The 17,129-nt window shown below is 59.2% G+C and carries 18 protein-coding genes; 11 read left to right on the forward strand and 7 right to left on the reverse strand.

Annotation, left to right across the window (positions count from 1 at the left end):
• Positions 1-104: 104 nt before the first annotated feature.
• Positions 105-1,829 (reverse strand): long-chain-fatty-acid--CoA ligase, encoded by a 1,725-nt coding sequence (locus AAFN47_RS10005; protein WP_499809079.1) that lies wholly within the window; start codon positions 1,827-1,829, stop codon positions 105-107.
• Between the two features lie 348 nt (positions 1,830-2,177).
• Here AAFN47_RS10005 and AAFN47_RS10010 point away from each other — a divergent pair, with 348 nt between their 5' ends.
• The 9 genes from AAFN47_RS10010 (at position 2,178) to AAFN47_RS10050 (ending at position 9,418) form a co-directional block, all read left to right on the forward strand.
• A complete protein-coding gene (locus AAFN47_RS10010) occupies positions 2,178-2,840 on the forward strand; it encodes a TetR/AcrR family transcriptional regulator (RefSeq protein ID WP_499809080.1) in 663 nt (220 codons plus the stop codon).
• Positions 2,841-2,852: 12 nt separating this feature from the next.
• Positions 2,853-3,914, forward strand: coding sequence for a C4-dicarboxylate TRAP transporter substrate-binding protein (locus AAFN47_RS10015; RefSeq protein ID WP_499809081.1), 1,062 nt, complete (start codon positions 2,853-2,855; stop codon positions 3,912-3,914).
• A gap of 9 nt (positions 3,915-3,923) precedes the next feature.
• On the forward strand, positions 3,924-4,496 hold the full coding sequence (locus AAFN47_RS10020) for a TRAP transporter small permease subunit (RefSeq protein WP_499809082.1): 573 nt from the start codon (positions 3,924-3,926) through the stop codon (positions 4,494-4,496).
• Positions 4,493-5,803, forward strand: a complete 1,311-nt coding sequence (locus tag AAFN47_RS10025) for a TRAP transporter large permease (RefSeq protein WP_499809083.1) — start codon at positions 4,493-4,495, stop codon at positions 5,801-5,803. Before AAFN47_RS10020 ends, AAFN47_RS10025 begins: the two co-directional genes overlap by 4 nt.
• A gap of 18 nt (positions 5,804-5,821) precedes the next feature.
• The gene (locus tag AAFN47_RS10030; protein ID WP_499809084.1) at positions 5,822-6,598 is read left to right on the forward strand and encodes a cyclase family protein; all 777 of its coding nucleotides are present in this window, start codon (positions 5,822-5,824) and stop codon (positions 6,596-6,598) included.
• 34 nt (positions 6,599-6,632) lie between these two features.
• Positions 6,633-7,571 carry a 3,5-dioxohexanoate:acetyl-CoA acetone transferase gene (kce, locus tag AAFN47_RS10035; protein ID WP_499809085.1) on the forward strand — a complete coding sequence of 313 codons (939 nt, stop codon included), beginning with the start codon at positions 6,633-6,635 and terminating at the stop codon, positions 7,569-7,571.
• Positions 7,571-8,596, forward strand: a complete 1,026-nt coding sequence (locus tag AAFN47_RS10040; protein WP_499809086.1) for an SMP-30/gluconolactonase/LRE family protein — start codon at positions 7,571-7,573, stop codon at positions 8,594-8,596. The genes kce and AAFN47_RS10040 overlap by 1 nt, the downstream gene beginning before the upstream one ends.
• A gap of 1 nt (position 8,597) precedes the next feature.
• On the forward strand, positions 8,598-9,095 hold the full coding sequence (locus AAFN47_RS10045; protein WP_499809087.1) for an OsmC-related (seleno)protein: 498 nt from the start codon (positions 8,598-8,600) through the stop codon (positions 9,093-9,095).
• A 71-nt stretch (positions 9,096-9,166) separates the two neighbouring features.
• Complete coding sequence (locus AAFN47_RS10050; protein WP_499809088.1) at positions 9,167-9,418, forward strand: hypothetical protein; 252 nt, start codon at positions 9,167-9,169, stop codon at positions 9,416-9,418.
• Positions 9,419-9,443: 25 nt separating this feature from the next.
• Here AAFN47_RS10050 and AAFN47_RS10055 read toward each other — a convergent pair whose 3' ends face one another.
• From AAFN47_RS10055 to AAFN47_RS10080, 6 genes are all read right to left on the reverse strand, one after another.
• Positions 9,444-9,704 (reverse strand): PepSY domain-containing protein, encoded by a 261-nt coding sequence (locus tag AAFN47_RS10055; protein ID WP_499809089.1) that lies wholly within the window; start codon positions 9,702-9,704, stop codon positions 9,444-9,446.
• Positions 9,705-9,769: 65 nt separating this feature from the next.
• Positions 9,770-10,474 (reverse strand): NAD-dependent deacylase, encoded by a 705-nt coding sequence (locus AAFN47_RS10060; RefSeq protein WP_499809283.1) that lies wholly within the window; start codon positions 10,472-10,474, stop codon positions 9,770-9,772.
• Between the two features lie 465 nt (positions 10,475-10,939).
• Complete coding sequence (locus tag AAFN47_RS10065) at positions 10,940-11,179, reverse strand: type II toxin-antitoxin system Phd/YefM family antitoxin (RefSeq protein ID WP_499809090.1); 240 nt, start codon at positions 11,177-11,179, stop codon at positions 10,940-10,942.
• Between the two features lie 79 nt (positions 11,180-11,258).
• Entirely contained in the window at positions 11,259-11,690 is a 432-nt protein-coding gene (locus AAFN47_RS10070; protein ID WP_499809091.1) for a universal stress protein, read from the reverse strand.
• Entirely contained in the window at positions 11,687-14,491 is a 2,805-nt protein-coding gene (locus tag AAFN47_RS10075) for a TRAP transporter permease (protein WP_499809092.1), read from the reverse strand. Before AAFN47_RS10075 ends, AAFN47_RS10070 begins: the two co-directional genes overlap by 4 nt.
• Before the next feature lie 111 nt (positions 14,492-14,602).
• Positions 14,603-15,574, reverse strand: a complete 972-nt coding sequence (locus AAFN47_RS10080) for a TAXI family TRAP transporter solute-binding subunit (RefSeq protein ID WP_499809093.1) — start codon at positions 15,572-15,574, stop codon at positions 14,603-14,605.
• A gap of 374 nt (positions 15,575-15,948) precedes the next feature.
• Between AAFN47_RS10080 and AAFN47_RS10085 the strand changes: the two genes are divergently transcribed.
• Positions 15,949-16,707 (forward strand): beta-keto acid cleavage family enzyme, encoded by a 759-nt coding sequence (locus AAFN47_RS10085; protein WP_499809094.1) that lies wholly within the window; start codon positions 15,949-15,951, stop codon positions 16,705-16,707.
• A 77-nt stretch (positions 16,708-16,784) separates the two neighbouring features.
• Positions 16,785-17,120, forward strand: coding sequence for a ferredoxin (fdxA, locus tag AAFN47_RS10090; RefSeq protein WP_499809095.1), 336 nt, complete (start codon positions 16,785-16,787; stop codon positions 17,118-17,120).
• Positions 17,121-17,129 lie beyond the last annotated feature (9 nt).

Below are 17,129 nucleotides of genomic sequence, written 5' to 3' on the forward strand. Positions count from 1 at the left end.
TTGATCCAGCTATCGGGTCTAACCCCGGCTGTCGCGGCAATCAAGATAGGGCGCTCCTACGCCGCACTTGCGGCGTGGGGGATTAACAAAACCAAGGCCGCCGGTCAGGCTGACTTCTTCTGTTCGCCGTCACGCAATTCGCGGCGCAGAATCTTGCCGACATTGGATTTGGGCAATTCATCGGCGAATTCGATGTATTTGGGACGCTTGTAGCCGGTCAGGTTCTCGCGGCACCATTCACGCACATCCGCTTCTGTCAGCGCCGGATCCTTCCGCACCACGAAAAGCTTGACCACTTCGCCGGAATGTTCGTCCGGGACGCCGATCGCCGCCGCCTCGAGAACGCCCTCGTGGCTGACCACGACCTCTTCGACCTCGTTCGGATAAACGTTGAAGCCGGAGACGTTCACCATGTCCTTCTTGCGGTCGACGATGCGGATATAACCCTGCTCGTCCATGGTGCCCATGTCGCCGGAGCGGAAAAAGCCGTCTTCCGTCATCACCTTGGCGGTCTCTTCCGGGCGGTTCCAGTAGCCGGTCATCACCTGCGGACCGCGAATGCATATCTCGCCAATCTCGCCGAGCGGAACCGACTTGCCGTCCTCGTCGCGAATATCGATGTCCGTGGAGGGAATCGGCAGACCGATGGAGCCGGTGAACTCCGGGCTGTCGAAGCGGTTGGATGTTGCGACAGGCGACGTTTCAGAAAGCCCGTAACCCTCCGAGATCTTGCAACCGGTCAGCTTCTGCCAACGCTCGGCCACCGGACGCTGAACGGCCATGCCGCCGCCGATCGTCAGCAACAGGTTCGAAAAGTCGAGCTTCTGAAAGCTCTCGTTGGCCAGCAGCGCATTGAAAAGCGTGTTGAGGCCCGGCAGAACATGGAATTCATACTTGCCGAGTTCCTTCACGAAACCCGGAATGTCGCGCGGATTGGGAATAAGAACGTTCTCGGCGCCGCGATCCATGCCCATGATCATGTTAATCGTGAGCGCAAAGATGTGATAGAGTGGCAGGCAGCAAATATAGACGAGCGGATCGGGAATTTCGCGCTTCAGTTTGAGCGCGTCCAGCCACAAATCGTTCTGCACCATGTTGGACAGGATATTGCGGTTCGTCAGCGTCGCGCCCTTCGAAACGCCCGTCGTTCCGCCGGTGTACTGCAGGAACGCTACGTCATCGAGGCCGACATGAGCTGGCTGGAATGTCTTTGCATGGCCTTCGGAGAGGGCTGTGCGGAAGGTGACGTGGCCCGGCAGTGACCATTCCGGAACCATTTTCTTGACCTTGCGCACCACGAAATTGACGAGGTGGCCTTTGAGCCCGAGCATGTCGCCCATCGAGACGACGCAGACGTGCTGCAACACGCTGTGACCAATCGCATGCTGCAGAGTAACGGCGAAATTCTCGATCACAAAGATCGCCTTTGCGCCGGAGTCCTTGAGCTGGTGTTCCAGTTCGCGCGGCGTGTAAAGCGGGTTCACGTTTACGACCGTGTAGCCGGCTTGCAGGATTGCGGAGGCGATGACCGGATATTGCGGGATGTTGGGCATCATCAGAGCGACGCGATCGCCCTTTTCCAGACCGCGCGATTGCAGCCAGGCGCCAATGGCGCGCGCATGCTCATCGAGTTCCCGATAGGTGATCGATTTGCCCATGCAGGTAAAAGATTTGCGATCCGCATACTTCTTGCACGATTCGCGAAACAATTCGCCGACCGAGGCATATTGCAGGGCGCCGATTTCAGCCGGCACGTTTTCCGGATAGGACTTCAGCCAGACTTTGTCCAGCGGAGCCGCCGCTGCGATATCGGATGATTGAACAGACACTGCTTCCTCCCGAGAAACGACCGTCAAAAAAGCAGAATACACTGCTTGCGGTTCGAGCGATATATCCCGTGTGCAGCCGTTAAACTGCACTGTATGAATAGGGCAGGCCATAAAGCATCATCCATCTTACGTAAAGGTAAGAATAGGCGGTCTGTCGCACAAGATGCGCGTCGGTTGTTCGCTGAATGCAGTGAAAACAATCGCCGTATAAAAACTGCTTGACAAAACGATGAATTTATCAAACGTTTGATTAATAGGATCGCCAGGAGGAGCCGCGGTTCGCCAGACGCGACGCCAAGTTCGCGCTGTAAGGGAGGCCCGAAGCTGACTAAGCCGCTAAAAAAGGACGTGCGCAATCCGCAGAAAGCCCGCGTATCCATACTCGACGCGGCGGAACGCGCTTTTGCGGAACTCGGCTACGGCGGTGCCTCGATACGTGGCATCGCCCGCGACGCCGACGTCAACCAGGCGATGATTCACTACTATTTTCAGAACAAGGATCAGCTCTTTGACGAGGTGATCGACCGGCGCGCCGGCGCCGTCAATGCGCAGCGCAACGATGCGCTCGACAGGCTGTTCGCCGAAGGCGTTCCCACGCTTGAAGAACTGATGGAGGCGCTGCTCAGGCCAACCATCGAGATGGGACACGATGAAAGTCGAGGCGGTAGCGCCTTTGCGCGTCTCGTCGTCAGTTTCAGCAATTCCGCAGATGAGCGATCCAGGAACATGGCTATCGAGCACTATGATCCGATCGCGCGGCGCTCGATTGCGGCCATGCGCCAGGTGCTGCCGGAACTCGATATGGCGGCGGCTGTGCGCGCCTATCTCTTTTCGATCAGCGTCGCCTTGTCCGTGATGGCCCGCACGGGTCGCGCCGCACGGCTGTCGGACGGGCTGTGCAATGATTCCGACACGGAAGAAACGGTCAGCACCACCGTCGCATTTTCATGCGCCGGCATCAGGGCGCTGGCGAAGCAGGCAGTCAACCAGTTCGACGAGAATGTTGAATAACAGGAGGAAACTATGAGAAAGCTTATTCTGACTGCGCTTGCAACGACATTGTTTGCAAGCGTCTCGGCCGTCTCGCAGGCCGAAACCATCAACGCCACGGTCGTAGCCGGACACCCTCCGGTGTTCCGTTGGGTCAGGCTGGTGCCGGAGGTCTTCATTCCTTCGGTCAACAAGCAGCTCGAAGGCACCGAATACACATTCAACTGGGATGAACAGTATGGCGGTTCGCTGGCGAAGGTCGGCGACGAGACCGAAGCTGTCGAAGAAGGTCTGGCAGAGATCGGCGTCATCTCGTCGGTATTCGACCCGGCAAAACTGTCGCTGCAGAACGTCAGCTACTACACGCCGTTCGTCTCGTCTGATCCCGACGTCGTCGTTGAGACCATCGACAAGCTCCACGAAGACAATCCGAAGATGCTCGAGACATGGCTCGAAAACAATCTGCAGTATCTCGGCGCCCCGTCCGGGATCGACGACTACCTTCTGATGACCACCTTCCCGATCAACTCCATTGCTGATCTCGAGGGCAAGAAGATCGGCGCGCCTGGTCCGGCAGTCAACTGGCTGGAAGGCACGGGCGCTGTCGGCGTTTCCGGCAATCTCACCACCTACTACAACGAGATCAAGACAGGCGTGTATGACGGCGTCATCGTGTTTGCGACGGCCGCTCTGCCGGGCAAGCTGTACGAGGTTGCGCCCTACATCACGAAGGTTGGTTTCGGCGCGCAATACGCCGGATCTCTCGCCGCCAACAAGGAGTGGTTCGACAGTCTGCCGGAAGTGGTTCAGCAGGCATTGTTGAACGCCGGCGACGACTTCAAGGCGGCCTACCTCGCCGATCTCAACAAGGCGATGGTCGCAAGCCTCAAGGCCATGGAAGAGCAAGGCGCGACCATTACGGAAGTTGACGACGCGTTCCGCAAGCAGTGGGCTGACGGCATGGACAATGTCGCCCAGACTTGGGCTGCTCAGGTTGACAGTGAAGGCAAAGCCGGCACCGAGATCCTGAAAGCTTACATGGACGCCGTGCGCGCCGCCGGCGGCGCGCCTGTTCGCAACTGGGACCAGGAGTAATCGGTCGCCATGACCATGGAAACCACGCCGGAGCCTTCGGGCTCCGGCACGGCCGGAAAGATCCGCAGAGCCGCTGACGGTATCTCGAACACGCTGAACGTGATCGGCACGATCATGATCGTCGGCCTCGTGATCCTCGTCAACGCCGATGTCATTGGCCGCAACGCCTTCCTCGCGCCGGTATCAGGCGTACCTGAAATTGTCTCGATGTCCATTGTCGCCATTGTCTTCCTGCAGGTTTCGCAGGCCTTTCGCATGGGGCGCTTCACCCGCACGGACGCGCTGCTCGACGCCGTCGCCCGCCGCTCCAAACGGGTGCGCAACGCGATGGAATTTGTTTACGTTATTGCGGCGTTCGTACTGATCTGGCTCCTGTTCTCGGCCAGCGTGCCGCTTTTTGAAAAGTCATGGCAACGCCAGTCCTATGTCGGAACCGTCGGCGATTTCACGTTTCCGGATTGGCCGGTCAAACTGGTTATCCTGATCGGCTGCGCCGCTCTCTTGATGCAGCTGGCGATTTCCGGCGCTGTCGCGCTCTGGGGCATAATTCATCCTGCTGAAGACGACGGAGCCGGCCAATGACGTCTTTTGAAATCGGCCTGGCGACGCTCGGCGCCATGATGGTGCTTGTCTACGCCGGCCTCTGGGTGCCGATCGCCCTGATGTTGTGCTCCTATGTCGGCGTGTGGATGATCAAGGGGTCTCCGCTCCTCGCCGGCAAACTTCTGGCGCTCGCCGCGTCAGAAACCATCTCTTCATATTTTTTCGGCGTGGTGCCGTTATTCGTCCTGATGGGATTCCTTGTCTCGGTCTCCGGCCTCGGGCGCGACGCCTACGACGTCGCCAACCAGCTCTTTCGCCGGGTGAAAGGCGGTCTCGGCGTGTCCACGGTCGCCGCGAATGCAATATTCGCCGCAATCACCGGCATTTCCATCGCATCCGCCGCCGTCTTTACCCGCATCGCCGTGCCGGAAATGGTGCGCCACGGCTATACCGGGAAATTCTCCGTCGGCGTCGTCGCGGGCTCTTCCGTCCTTGGAATGCTGATACCGCCGAGCCTGCTGCTTATTCTTTATGGGCTTCTGACAGAGCAGTCCGTCGGAGACCTGTTTCTAGCAGGCGTCCTGCCGGGCATCCTGCTGGCGATCGTGTTTGCCGGCGGCGTCATCTCCATGGCCTATTTCTGGCCCTCGTTTATCGGCGAGAACCTGTCCGAGGATACCGAGCACGATATGGGCTCGGCGGAAATGGCGAAAAAGGGCCTGCCGATCCTCGCGCTGATCCTGCTTGTTCTAGGCGGTATCTACGCCGGCGTGTTCACGCCGATCGAGGCCGGAGCGGTCGGATGCCTAGGCGCCATCATCATCGGCCTGTTTCGCCGCACGCTCACTCTGTCCAATTTCTGGGAAGTGTTGACGGACACCGGTCTGGTGACGGCGTCGGTCTGTTTCCTCATCATCGCCGCGCAAATGTATTCGCGCATGCTTGCGCTATCCGGCGTGCCACAGGAGTTCGGCGTGTTCGTCGCGACAGCCGATATCGGCTTCTGGGGCGTAATCATTGCCTATGTCGTCCTGTTGATCGTCATGGGCACAATCCTCGACTCCTCGTCGATCATGCTGATCATGGTGCCTCTGATGCTGCCGGTGATACAGCCGCTCGGCGTCGACCTGGTTTGGTTCGGCATCGTGACGGTGATCGCGGTTGAAATTGGTCTGCTGACCCCGCCTTTCGGCATATCGGTCTTCGTCATCAAGTCGACCCTCGATGACGAGTCCATCAGCCTTGGGGAAATTTTTCGCGGCGCGGCCCCCTTCGCCCTGATGATGGTGGTCGTGCTTCTCGCGGTCCTCGTCTATCCGCCGCTCACAACGGCGCTCATACAATAGTTTCCGGAAGGACATTCAATGGCAAGACGTATCGTAGACCTCTCCGTTCCGCTCGAAACCGGGATTGCTTCCGATCCGCCGATGGCATTGCCCGAAATAGAGTATTTCGATCACCAGGCGACGGTCGAGCAGATCACCACTTTCTTTTCCGGACTGACAAAGGAAGGTCTGCCGGGCGGCGAGGGATGGGCTGTCGAGAAGCTCAACATTTCGACCCACAACGGGACCCATCTGGACGCGCCGTACCACTATCATTCAACGATGAACAATGGCGAGCGCGCCATGACCATCGACGAGATTCCGCTTGACTGGTGTTTCCGTCCGGGCGTCAAGCTTGATTTTCGGCACATGGAAGACGGCTATGTCGCGACGGCCAACGACGTCGAGGCTGAGCTGAAACGCATCGGCTATGAGCTGCAGCCGCTCGACGTCGTTGTCGTCAACACAGCGGCGGGCGAGCGTTACGGAGAGAGCGATTTCCTTTTGCGCGGTTGCGGGATGGGGCGCGAGGCGACGCTTTATCTTCTGGAGCGCGGCGTTCGCGTGACCGGCATCGACGGCTGGAGCTGGGATGCGCCTTTCGTCCATACCGCCAAGAGATTCGCGGAAACCAAGGACCCCTCAATCATCTGGGAGGGCCATCGCGCCGGCATGGAAATTGGCTACTGCCACATGGAAAAGTTGACCAATCTCGATCAACTTCCGCCCTTCGGATACGAGATTTCCTGCTTTCCGTTCAAGATCAAGGACGCCTCCGCCGGGTTCATTCGCGCGGTGGCGATTTTCGAAGACTAGCATTCACAAAAACAACTGAAAGGGAGGCGCCGTCATGGCCCGAAAAATGGATAAAGTCATCATCACCTGCGCCGTGACCGGGGGCGTGCACACGCCAACCATGTCCGACGCCCTGCCGATTACCCCGGACGAAATCGCCCGTCAGTCGATCGACGCGGCCGAGGCCGGCGCCTCGATCATCCATCTACATGCGCGCAACCCGGAAGACGGTCGCCCGACGCCGGATCCAGACGTCTTCATGCAGTTCCTGCCGCGCATCAAGCAGGCGACGGATTCGGTGATCAACATCACCACCGGCGGCGGTCTCGGCATGACCGTCCAGGAGCGGCTGGCGGCTCCCTTGAAAGCCGAGCCCGAAATGTGCTCGCTCAATATGGGATCCATGAACTTCGCGCTCCATCCGCTGGCGGGCAAGTACAAGACCTGGAAGCACGAATGGGAGCAGCCCTTTCTTGAAGCCAGTGAAGACTTCATCTTCCGCAACACGTTCAAGGATATCCGCTACATCCTGCAGCACCTTGGCGAAGGCTGCGGCACCCGTTTCGAGCACGAATGCTACGATATTGGCCATCTCTACAATCTCGCCTATTTCGTCGACGCCGGCATGATCAAGCCGCCTTTCCTGGTGCAGTCAATCTTCGGAATCCTTGGCGGAATCGGCGCCGAGATGGAAAACGTCATGTTCATGAAGCAGACGGCCGACCGTCTCTTCGGCGATGATTATGTCTGGTCGGTCCTCGCCGCCGGCCGCTACCAGATGCCGTTCATAACCCAGGCCGCCATGCTCGGCGGCAATGTTCGTGTCGGTCTTGAAGACTCGCTCAATATCGGCAAGGGCCAACTTGCTGACTCCAACGCCCAGCAGGTCAGGAAAATCCGCACCATCATTGAAGAGCTCGGCCTTGAGGTCGCGTCGCCCGCCGATGCGCGCGCGGCGCTTGATCTCAAGGGCGGCGACATGGTCAAGTTCTGATGGGCGACAATCCGATAAAAGGTTTCGTGGTCGATCCTGCGGAGATCCGCACGATCGGCCACGACCTGCAGCGGCCTGAATGCATCCTCGCCGAGCCGGACGGATCGCTCTGGTCGGCGGACGCCCGCGGCGGCGTCGTTCACATCTTCCCGGATGGTCGGCAGGAGATCATCGCCCAGACCGAGCAGACGGATTTTGTGTCTGCGACCGATGACGCCGCGCGCTTCACGCAGGGCACGCTGCCGAACGGCCTTGCCTTTGCCCGTAACGGGGACATTCTCGTCTCCAATTTCGGCACCGACCGGCTGGAACTGATGAAGCGCACCGGCGAAAGCGAAGTGCTCTACGACACGATCGACGGCCGCGCTATCGGCAAGGTCAATTTCGTATTGCGCGACAGCCGCGACCGCGTCTGGCTCACCGTCTCGACCACCATTCCAAACTGGATGGAGGCGATAAGCCCCGATCTGAAAGACGGGTTTGTCGCCATGGCCGACGAGAAGGGTCTGCGCATCGTCGCCGACGGGTTTGCCTTCACCAACGAGATCCGTTTCGACGCGAAAGAGGAATGGCTCTATGTCGTCGAGACGACCGGCAAGCGTATAACCCGTCTGCGGGTGCAGGAAGACGGCTCGCTGACTGACCGGGAGACGTTCGGGCCTTCCGATCACAACGCCTTCATCGACGGCATTGCCTTTGACGCCTACGGCAATCTCTGGGGCACCCATGTGATGATCGATCGCATATTCGCCATCACCCCGGAGGGCGACCTGGAGATCATTCTTGACGATGACCACGGATCGGCCGCCGGCAAGGAATTGCTGATGGCCTTTGAGGAGGATCGCGTCACGCCCGAACTGCAAATGGCGTGCGGCGGCTCGATCGCGCCCTGGATGGCGAGCGTCACCTTTGGCGGTCCCGATCTGAAGAACGTCTATATCGGCAGCCTGCGCGGAACGACGATCCCGTATTTCCGCTCGCCCGTCGCAGGTCTTCCCATGGTTCACTGGAATGAAGGACAATGACATGAGCGAATTTTCTGCGATGCCTGACCGCACGGTCGTCCAGTTCGACTGCCAGGGAAAGGCCGTCGGCAAGATGCGCAACGAACTCGCCGTACAGATGGTCAAGCCGTCGCTGGAGGAGTTCGAACTCGCCACCGACGAAGGGCCGTTCCATGGTGGAGACGCTTCCGCGCCGCCGCCGCTCGCTTTGTTTGTGGGCTCCATCACCGGCTGCATCATGACGCAGATCCGTGCCTTTGCGAAACGGCTGGGCGTAACGCTCAACGATCTCGACGTGCACACCCGCGTTCAGTGGAACTGGAAACAGGTCGGCCGGGTTTACGAGACAGCGCCGAAGAGCTTCGAGATCGACGTGTTGATCGACAGTCCCGATCCGGAAGAAAAAGTCATTGAACTGATCGAGACAGCGAAGAAGGGGTGTTTCATCGAGCAGACGCTGGGCCAGGGCAACGCCATCCACCACCGCATGAAGACGCCGGATGGCTGGAAGGAAGTGTGATTGCGACGTGTTGAGTGGTTGAAGACACGCACTTCCCGTGCTTTGATAAATCACCGCTCAAGGAGATCAATATGCGATCCTACCGAACCGCTTTCACCCTGCTTTTCCTGCCTGTGGCTATCGCCGCGTCAACAGCGGCTTTCGCCGTAACCGACGACCAGAAACAGGCCCTGCGGGCCAATTGCCGCAGCGATTTCATTGCCCATTGCAGGGGTGTTTCGCCGGGCGGGGTTGAAGCCTTTCAGTGTCTTGCGAGGAATTCGCAGGATCTGTCAGCTGCTTGCCATGCCGCCGTCAAGGATGTCGATCCGGCCGTGAAATAGCGGATGCGTCCGAGTTGCTTGTCAATCAGTCCAGCTCTTTCTTGATGATCTTGTAGTCGGTGTCGAGTTTCAGATCATACTCCTTGCCATCGGGGCCGATCGCGTCGTCGACTTCCCAGACACGGTCGTCATCGTCATCGTCGAATTCAATCTCTTCCCAGGACGTGTAGCCGGCTGTCGTCAAGACGTCTTCGATAGCCTTGCGTTCCTCGGTGTTTGGTGGACGGTCGGCCAGTGCGGTGGTCGTCGTTGCAACAAGGAGGCTGACGGCAAGAAAGAATCGCATCGGGCATTGATCCCTATTGTTTGGATGAAAAAACAAACCTGGTCGGAAATTGGGTCCAAAATGGGTCAGTCCCGCAATAACCGCTCCACATAGGCCGGCGCCACCTCGGTCGCCTTGCCGTGGATCGCCTCGTCGAACAGCGAAATACCCGCTGACGGCTCCAGATTGAGCTCGACCGTGTGAGCGCCAACCTCGCGGGCCTCGGCGACAAAGCCCGCCGCAGGATAGACATTGCCGCTGGTGCCGATGGAGATGAACAGGTCGCAATCGGTCAGCGCGGAATAGATCTCGTCCATTCGATAGGGCATCTCGCCAAACCACACCACGTCGGGGCGCATGCCGCCGTTCCTGTTGCAAGCTGCGCAGACCATGTCGACCGTCAGATCGGTTTCGCAGGGCGTGCGTGCGCCGCAATGCATGCACAGCACCCTCGCGATCTCGCCGTGCATATGGATGAGGTTCGTCGTGCCCGCCATTTCGTGCAGCGGGTCGATGTTCTGCGTAACGGTCAGCACATGGCCGGGAAATTCCGCCTCCAGCCTGGCAAGCGCCTTGTGAGCCGCGTTCGGCTGGACGTCACGGGCGTTGCCGCGGCGCGTGTTGTAAAAATTCAGAACCCGTTCGGGGTCGCGCAGAAAGGCCTCGGGCGTCGCTACGTCCTCGATCCGGTGCTTCTCCCAAATGCCGCCCTTGTCCCGGAACGTGGAGAGTCCGGATTCCGCCGACAGACCGGCGCCGCTCAGGATGACGATGCGTTCATAGGCGACCATGCCGACAGTGATAGCATCGGGGGATGACAGGGAAAAGACCCGCTTCAGTCGAGCCGTCTTACCGGTTTGGAGCGCCGTGCTGAGAAGAGTTGTCTGAATTCGCGGATGATTATGAGGCGGAATTTCGGACTGAAACATCCGAGTTTTTCACCGCGTTCGAAATAAAATGAGCGCTCGAGTATATCAAGATTATACTCGTCGATAACAATCCAGAGCTTCAGAGAACCATCCAGACCGGCGCGGCGAATTTCCGTTTGTGGAATTTCAATTGCATGCGTTTCCGCATCGGGCGGCTTCGACGTGATCGGGAGTATGAAAAGGACGTGTTCGCCCGCGTGGGTTTTCGCAATCGCTACGAAGGAGATGGATCTGTTTTACGACCTTCGGTTTCGTTTCGCGCATGCTGCCAACGCCATTGACAAGAATAACGCCAGACATCGCCTTCCCGGGGAAGATCATTTTTACTCACCGTCGAGTTCTTCCAATTGGCGATCGAGCTCGGAGACAAGCAGATCCGCGATGTCGTCCGGGGTTTCTTCTATGCTGTAAGCACGACACGAATCGGATTCGCCGTTCATATTGTTCGGCGCTCATCAGCACATAACGCAGCTTGTCGTGTTTGGTGATTGCGACCGGCGCGGTTTCCGCTGCGTGCAGCACGTCGCCGACATGCTGTTTCAGGCCACTCGACCGAAAAGCCTTCATTGCAGGGCTCGCTACAAGATATTTGGTCTATTTTAGACAGAAAATCAAATGGATTGCCGACAAAACGGCTCCTGAGACCTCAACTCCTGACCACCAGCACCGACTGGTCGGCGTGGCGCATGACGCGGGCCGCGTTGGGGCCGAGAAGATAGTCCTGCAGCGCCGGGCGGTGCGACCCCATGACGATGAGGTCGACCTTGAGATTGTTCGCGGCCCTGATGATCTCCTCATAGATGCTGCCATGGGCGATCACGTGCTGCAGCGGCGTCCCCTCCGGAACGGTCTTCGCGGTGAAGGCGTGCAGTTCGGTCTGTGCGTGTTCGATGAGCTGACTTTCGTGCCCCTTTGGAAAAAAGGTGCCGACAATGCTCAACCCGTAATCCGGGACCACGGTGATCACGTGTAACGTGTCGCCCTTGGTGAACACCTCCATAGCGCCGGTGATGACTTTGGTCGAGGTTTCCTGGTCGCCGAGATCGACTGCGGCAAGGATGTTGCGAAACATGGTCATGACGAAGCTCCCTGCCCGGCGGCGGTGGATGCGGGCTCTGGTTCGGCCCGGCGCGTCTGCAGCATGTAGATCAGCCCCAGCAGCAGCAATGCGGGAATATAGAACCAGTATTTTGACGGTTGGTTGGCAGGAACCAGCACCGATTCGATGACCTGGTCGAAGTCGAAGCCGGCTTGCTGTGCGGGCGAATCGTAGATGGCGTTGTCGACCAGCACCTTGCCGTCTTCGTTATAGAGTTCCAGGCCGAAGGCTTCCAGGCGCTCTTCGCCGGTTGGCTCGTCGCCCACATCGATAATCATGGTCAGGGTGATCGGCTCGCCGACATCGTCGAGGCCGTCGACGATCGCCCTGATTTCGGAGTCGGGCTTAGCCGCGCCCATGGCCTGCGCCAGTTCCGTTGGCGGAACCGATGTGAAGGGTGGCGAGACATAGTCCATCCAGAAGCCGGGTCTGAAGAGGGTGAATGCGATCACGATCAGCGCAATCGACTCCCAGATCCGCGATCGGGTCATGAAGAACCCTTGCGAACCGGCGGTGAATATCAACATCGCCGCCGTCGCCACAATGAAAACAAACACGCCCTCGTACCAGGTCACGTCGATCAGAAGGATGTCGGTGTTGAAGATGAACAGGAACGGCAGCAACGCCGTTCTGAGCGAATAGAAGAAGGCGACGAAGCCGGTGCGGATCGGGTCGCCGCCGGAGACCGCCGCCGCCGCGAAGGAGGCGAGCCCCACCGGCGGCGTCACATCCGCCATGATGCCGAAATAGAAGACGAACAGATGGACGGCGATCAATGGCACGATCAGCCCGCTCTGCTGGCCGAGCGCCACGATCACGGGCGCGAGCAGGGCTGAAACGACGATATAGTTCGCCGTCGTTGGAAGGCCCATGCCGAGGATGAGGCTCAGGATCGCGGTAAAGATCAGGATCAGCATGATCTGGCCTTGGGACAGGAACTCCACAAGGGCGGCAAGCACGGATCCAACGCCGGTCTGCGACACTGCGCCGACAATGATGCCGGCCGCGGCCGTCGCAATGCCGATGCCGATCATGTTTCGCGCGCCGGTGATCATGCCGTCGATCAGTTCGCTGAAGCCGCGCCAGGTCGCGCCGGCCGTTGGTTCGCCGCGGAACTTCGCGAAGAGCGGCCTCTGGGTAAGAAGGATGAAGATCATGAAGGCGGTCGCCCAGAAGGCCGAGAGCGAAGGCGAAAGACGCTCCACCATCAGGCACCAGATCAGGACGAGAACGGGTAGCAGGAAGTGCAGTCCCGATTTGACTGTCGGTCCGGGTTCCGGAAGTCGCACCACCGGTTCGTTCGGGTCGTCCAGCTCAAGTTCGGGATAGGTCGAGCAGAACCGCACCAGTCCCACATAGGCGACGCCGAGAAGCACGGCGATGATCCACGGCGTTGCATCGCCGGCGACGCCGCCGATGAAGTCGAGCAGGTAGAAAATGAGGAAGGCGGTGATCACCGCAAAGCCCAGGACCATTGCGCCTGTAGATAAAACCCGGCCGCGTCCTTTCTCGCTGAGCCGGGACCGGATCATCGCGAAGATGGCGACAATGATCGCCAGCGCGACGATTGTGCCGATGAGCGAAAGACCGGCCGATTGCGCGGCCTGGAAGGCGGCGAAGAGATAATAGACCGCGCTTGCGGCGGCCAGGATCACCGCCATCGTTATGCCGAACGAGATCAGCCCCCATTTCAGCGGCTTCGGTTCGCTTGCCCGCGGCAGGCCGGCCATGTTCTGCTTCTTGGCTTCCAGGTGAACGATATAGACCAGAGCGATATAGGAGATGATCGCCGGCACGAAGGCGTGCTTGACCACCTCGAAATACGAGATCCCGATATATTCGACCATGAGAAAGGCGGCGGCGCCCATCACGGGCGGCATGATCTGGCCGTTGACGGAGGAGGCGACTTCGACGGCGCCGGCCTTCTCGGCGGAAAAGCCCACCCGGCGCATCATCGGAATGGTGAAGGTTCCGGTCGTCACCACATTGGCGATCGATGAACCGGAAATAAGGCCGGTCATGCCGGAGGCGACGACGGCCGCTTTGGCCGGTCCGCCGCTGAAGTGGCCCATCATCGAGAAGGCGACCTTGATGAAGTAGTTACCGGCGCCCGCCTTGTCGAGCAATGCGCCGAACAGCACGAACAGGAAGACCAGGTCGGTGGAGACGCCGAGCGCGATGCCGAACACGCCTTCAGTGGACAGCCACTGGTGATAGGCGACGGCGTCGAAGCTCGCGCCCTTCCAGGCCAGGAAGCCTGGCGCATAGGGACCGAGGAACGTGTAGCCGAGAAACACGATCGCCACGATCATCAGCGGCGGCCCGAGCGCCCGGCGCGTGGCTTCCAGTAGTAGAATGATGCCGACGACAGAGACCGTCACGTCGAGCGTATCGGGGTTGTTGGGCCTGTCGGAGAGCCGGGTTCCGAGGACCCCGTCCATAAAGTCTGTATCGAACAGGAACAAATAAAATGAGCAGAAGGCGGCGACGATTGCGAGCACCCAGTCTGACACGGGCACAACGTGACGCGGCGAATTCTTGAAAGCGGGATAGGCGAGATAAGCGAGAAACAGCGCGAAAGCGAGATGAATCGGTCGCGCCTCGCCGCTCGAAAACACCCCGAAACCTGTCGTGTAGGGAACCGGTGAAGCGATCCATATCTGGAAGATCGACCATGCGAGCGCTACGCCCGCGATCAGAAGCACAACGTTTCGGTTATCCGGACTGCGGCCGCCGGTATCAGTCGACGCAACGAGATCGTCGAGTTCGTCACTGCTCATTATTGTTGTATCGGACTCGGATTCCTGACTCATCGTAACGCCCCCGTGGCCTTCCCCGTTTTATTATTGTGCGGCGGGCGTCCGTGACAGACGCCCGCTGCCGGCTGCGGATTACATCCAGCCCTGTTCCTTGTAGTATTTGGCTGCGCCGTCATGCAGCGGCGCCGACAGGTTGTTCTTGATCATGTCTTCCTGGTTCAGATTCTCGAAGGCAGGATGCATCTTCTTGAACCGGTCGAAATTCTCGAACACAGCCTTGGTGATTTCGTACACCACCTCGTCCGGCGTATCGGTGGAGGCGACGAAGGTCGCGCCCACGCCGAAGGTCGTCGTGTCGCCGTCTGTACCGGTGTACATGCCGCCCGGAATGGTCGCGACCGCGTAGAATGCGTTGTCTTCGACGAGCTTCTTGGTCGCGTCATTGTCGACGTTGATCAGCTTCGATTCGCAGGAGGTAGTGGCCTCTTTGATCGAACCGTTCGGATGGCCAACGGTAAAGACGATCGCGTCAACCTTGTTGTCGCAGAGCGCCGCCGACTGCTCGGAGGATTTCAACTCGGAGGCGAGGGCGAAATCGTCCATCGTCCAGCCCATCTCCTTCATCAGCACTTCCATCGTGCCGCGCTGGCCGGAGCCCGGATTGCCGACGTTGACTCGCTTGCCTTTCAGATCATCGAAACTGTCGATGCCGGAATCGGCGCGCGCAACAACGGTGAACGGCTCGGGATGCACAGAAAAGACAGCCCTCAATCCTTCGAATGCTCCGTCGGGAAACTGCTCGGGCGCCGTGCCGTTGTAGGCGTGATACTGCCAGTCGGACTGGGCGACGCCGAGGTCAAGATCGCCGTTGCGAATTCCGTTGATATTGGCGACAGAGCCGCCGGTGGTGTGCGTGCACTTGATGTCGTGATCCGACGTGCCGCGATTGACCAGACGGCAGATGGCGCCGCCCACCTGATAGTAAACGCCGGTTTGTCCGCCGGTGCCGATCGTCACAAAGGTCTCTGCGGCTGCATAACCGCTGGAGAAGGCCAGTGTTGCGGCGAGCGCCGATCCGGCCAGAATTTTGCGTGCTAACATCATATGTGCTCCCTGATTGATGTTTGTTGTGACGCTGACCGGTCTTGCCTTGGCCTGCGCCTGTTTGTCTTCGCCTCCGCCGTCAGCGTTGTGGCTGGGCGCCTGGTGCGACAATGGAGAAAAAGAACCGGGTATTGTCCTTCCGGACAAGAGAGGGTCGGGCTTGGCAGGTTGAGGCTGTGCGCGATCTGGTGGTTGATCGAAACAAGGCTGTCCACACTGCCGCTCCTGCGAGTTCCCGTATTGGTGGGGACAAAGTCTTCCAAACAAATCTAGCGTTGTCAATCAAAGGAACTTGAGTATGATCCGGCGCTGTCCCGGAGCCTTATGTCCGAAAGTAGGAGTCCTCTCTGTCCCTGGAAGCCCTTCCACGCATCATGGTCGCGCCCAACGGGGCGAGACGATCGAAAGCCGATCATCCGGAAATTCCGATCATGATCGACGAAATCGTCGCTTGCGCGCGCGCCTGTAGCGAAGCTGGCGCAGGTGGTCTCCACGCCCATGTGCGCGACGCTGCAGGCGCCCATGTTCTGGACGCCGGTCTCTACCTGGAACTGATCGCCGAAATGGCGCAGGCTGTTCCACAGATGCAGGTTCAGATCACCACCGAGGCGGTCGGCCGCTATTCGCCGGAAGAGCAGCGCCGCCTTGTGCGCGATGTCATGCCGAAATCCGTATCCGTCGCCTTGCGCGAAATGGTTCCTGATACGGGAGATGTTTCCGCCGCATCTGAATTCTACCACTGGGCGGCGGATGAGGGCGTGCAGGTTCAGCATATCCTCTACGATGCGGAAGATCTCGGCCGTCTGATTGGCCTCATGGACGCCGCTGTCCTTCCTGCCGCCGATATGCAACTGCTCTTCGTGCTTGGACGCTACACCGTGGGTCAGCAGAGCGCGCCGGAAGATATGGATTCCTTCCTGTCGTTGTTCGAGGGATCAGGCCTTCAGAGCAACGACGCCGAATGGGGGCTGTGCGCCTTCGGGTCCGGAGAAACCGACTGTCTTCTTGCGGCTTTGAGCCGGGGAGGCAAGGCGCGCATAGGCTTCGAAAACAGTCTCTGGAACCGTGACGGCGGCGTGGCGAAAGACAATGTCGAACGCGTCCGGGAGCTTGTGTCGCTGGCAGGGAAGTGACCGGATTGCCGAAACGGCAATGGATTTAGCGAAAATTGGCTCTTTATTGGAACGGTTTGTGATGCCATGGTTCGGACATGGCCTATATCATTACCGAACCCTGCGTGGATGTGAAGGATGGCGACTGCACCGACGTGTGTCCGGTCGACTGCATCTACGAGGGCGGCCGCATGTTCTATATCCACCCGGACGAATGCGTGAATTGCGGCATTTGCCTGTCTATCTGTCCGGTCGACGCGATAACCTGGGACGGCGAGATCACTGCCGACATGAAGCATTACGAAGCCATCAACCGCGAATATTTCGACGAGAACGTCTCTGGTCTGGGCTCGCCAGGCGGCTGGGATTCGTCTAACACCACCGCCAATGATCACCCGCTCGTTGCAGCACTCCCCATCCTCCACACAGCGTAGGCATAGACA

The organism is Hoeflea sp. CAU 1731, assembly GCF_039888615.1.
GTDB lineage: Bacteria > Pseudomonadota > Alphaproteobacteria > Rhizobiales > Rhizobiaceae > Flavimaribacter.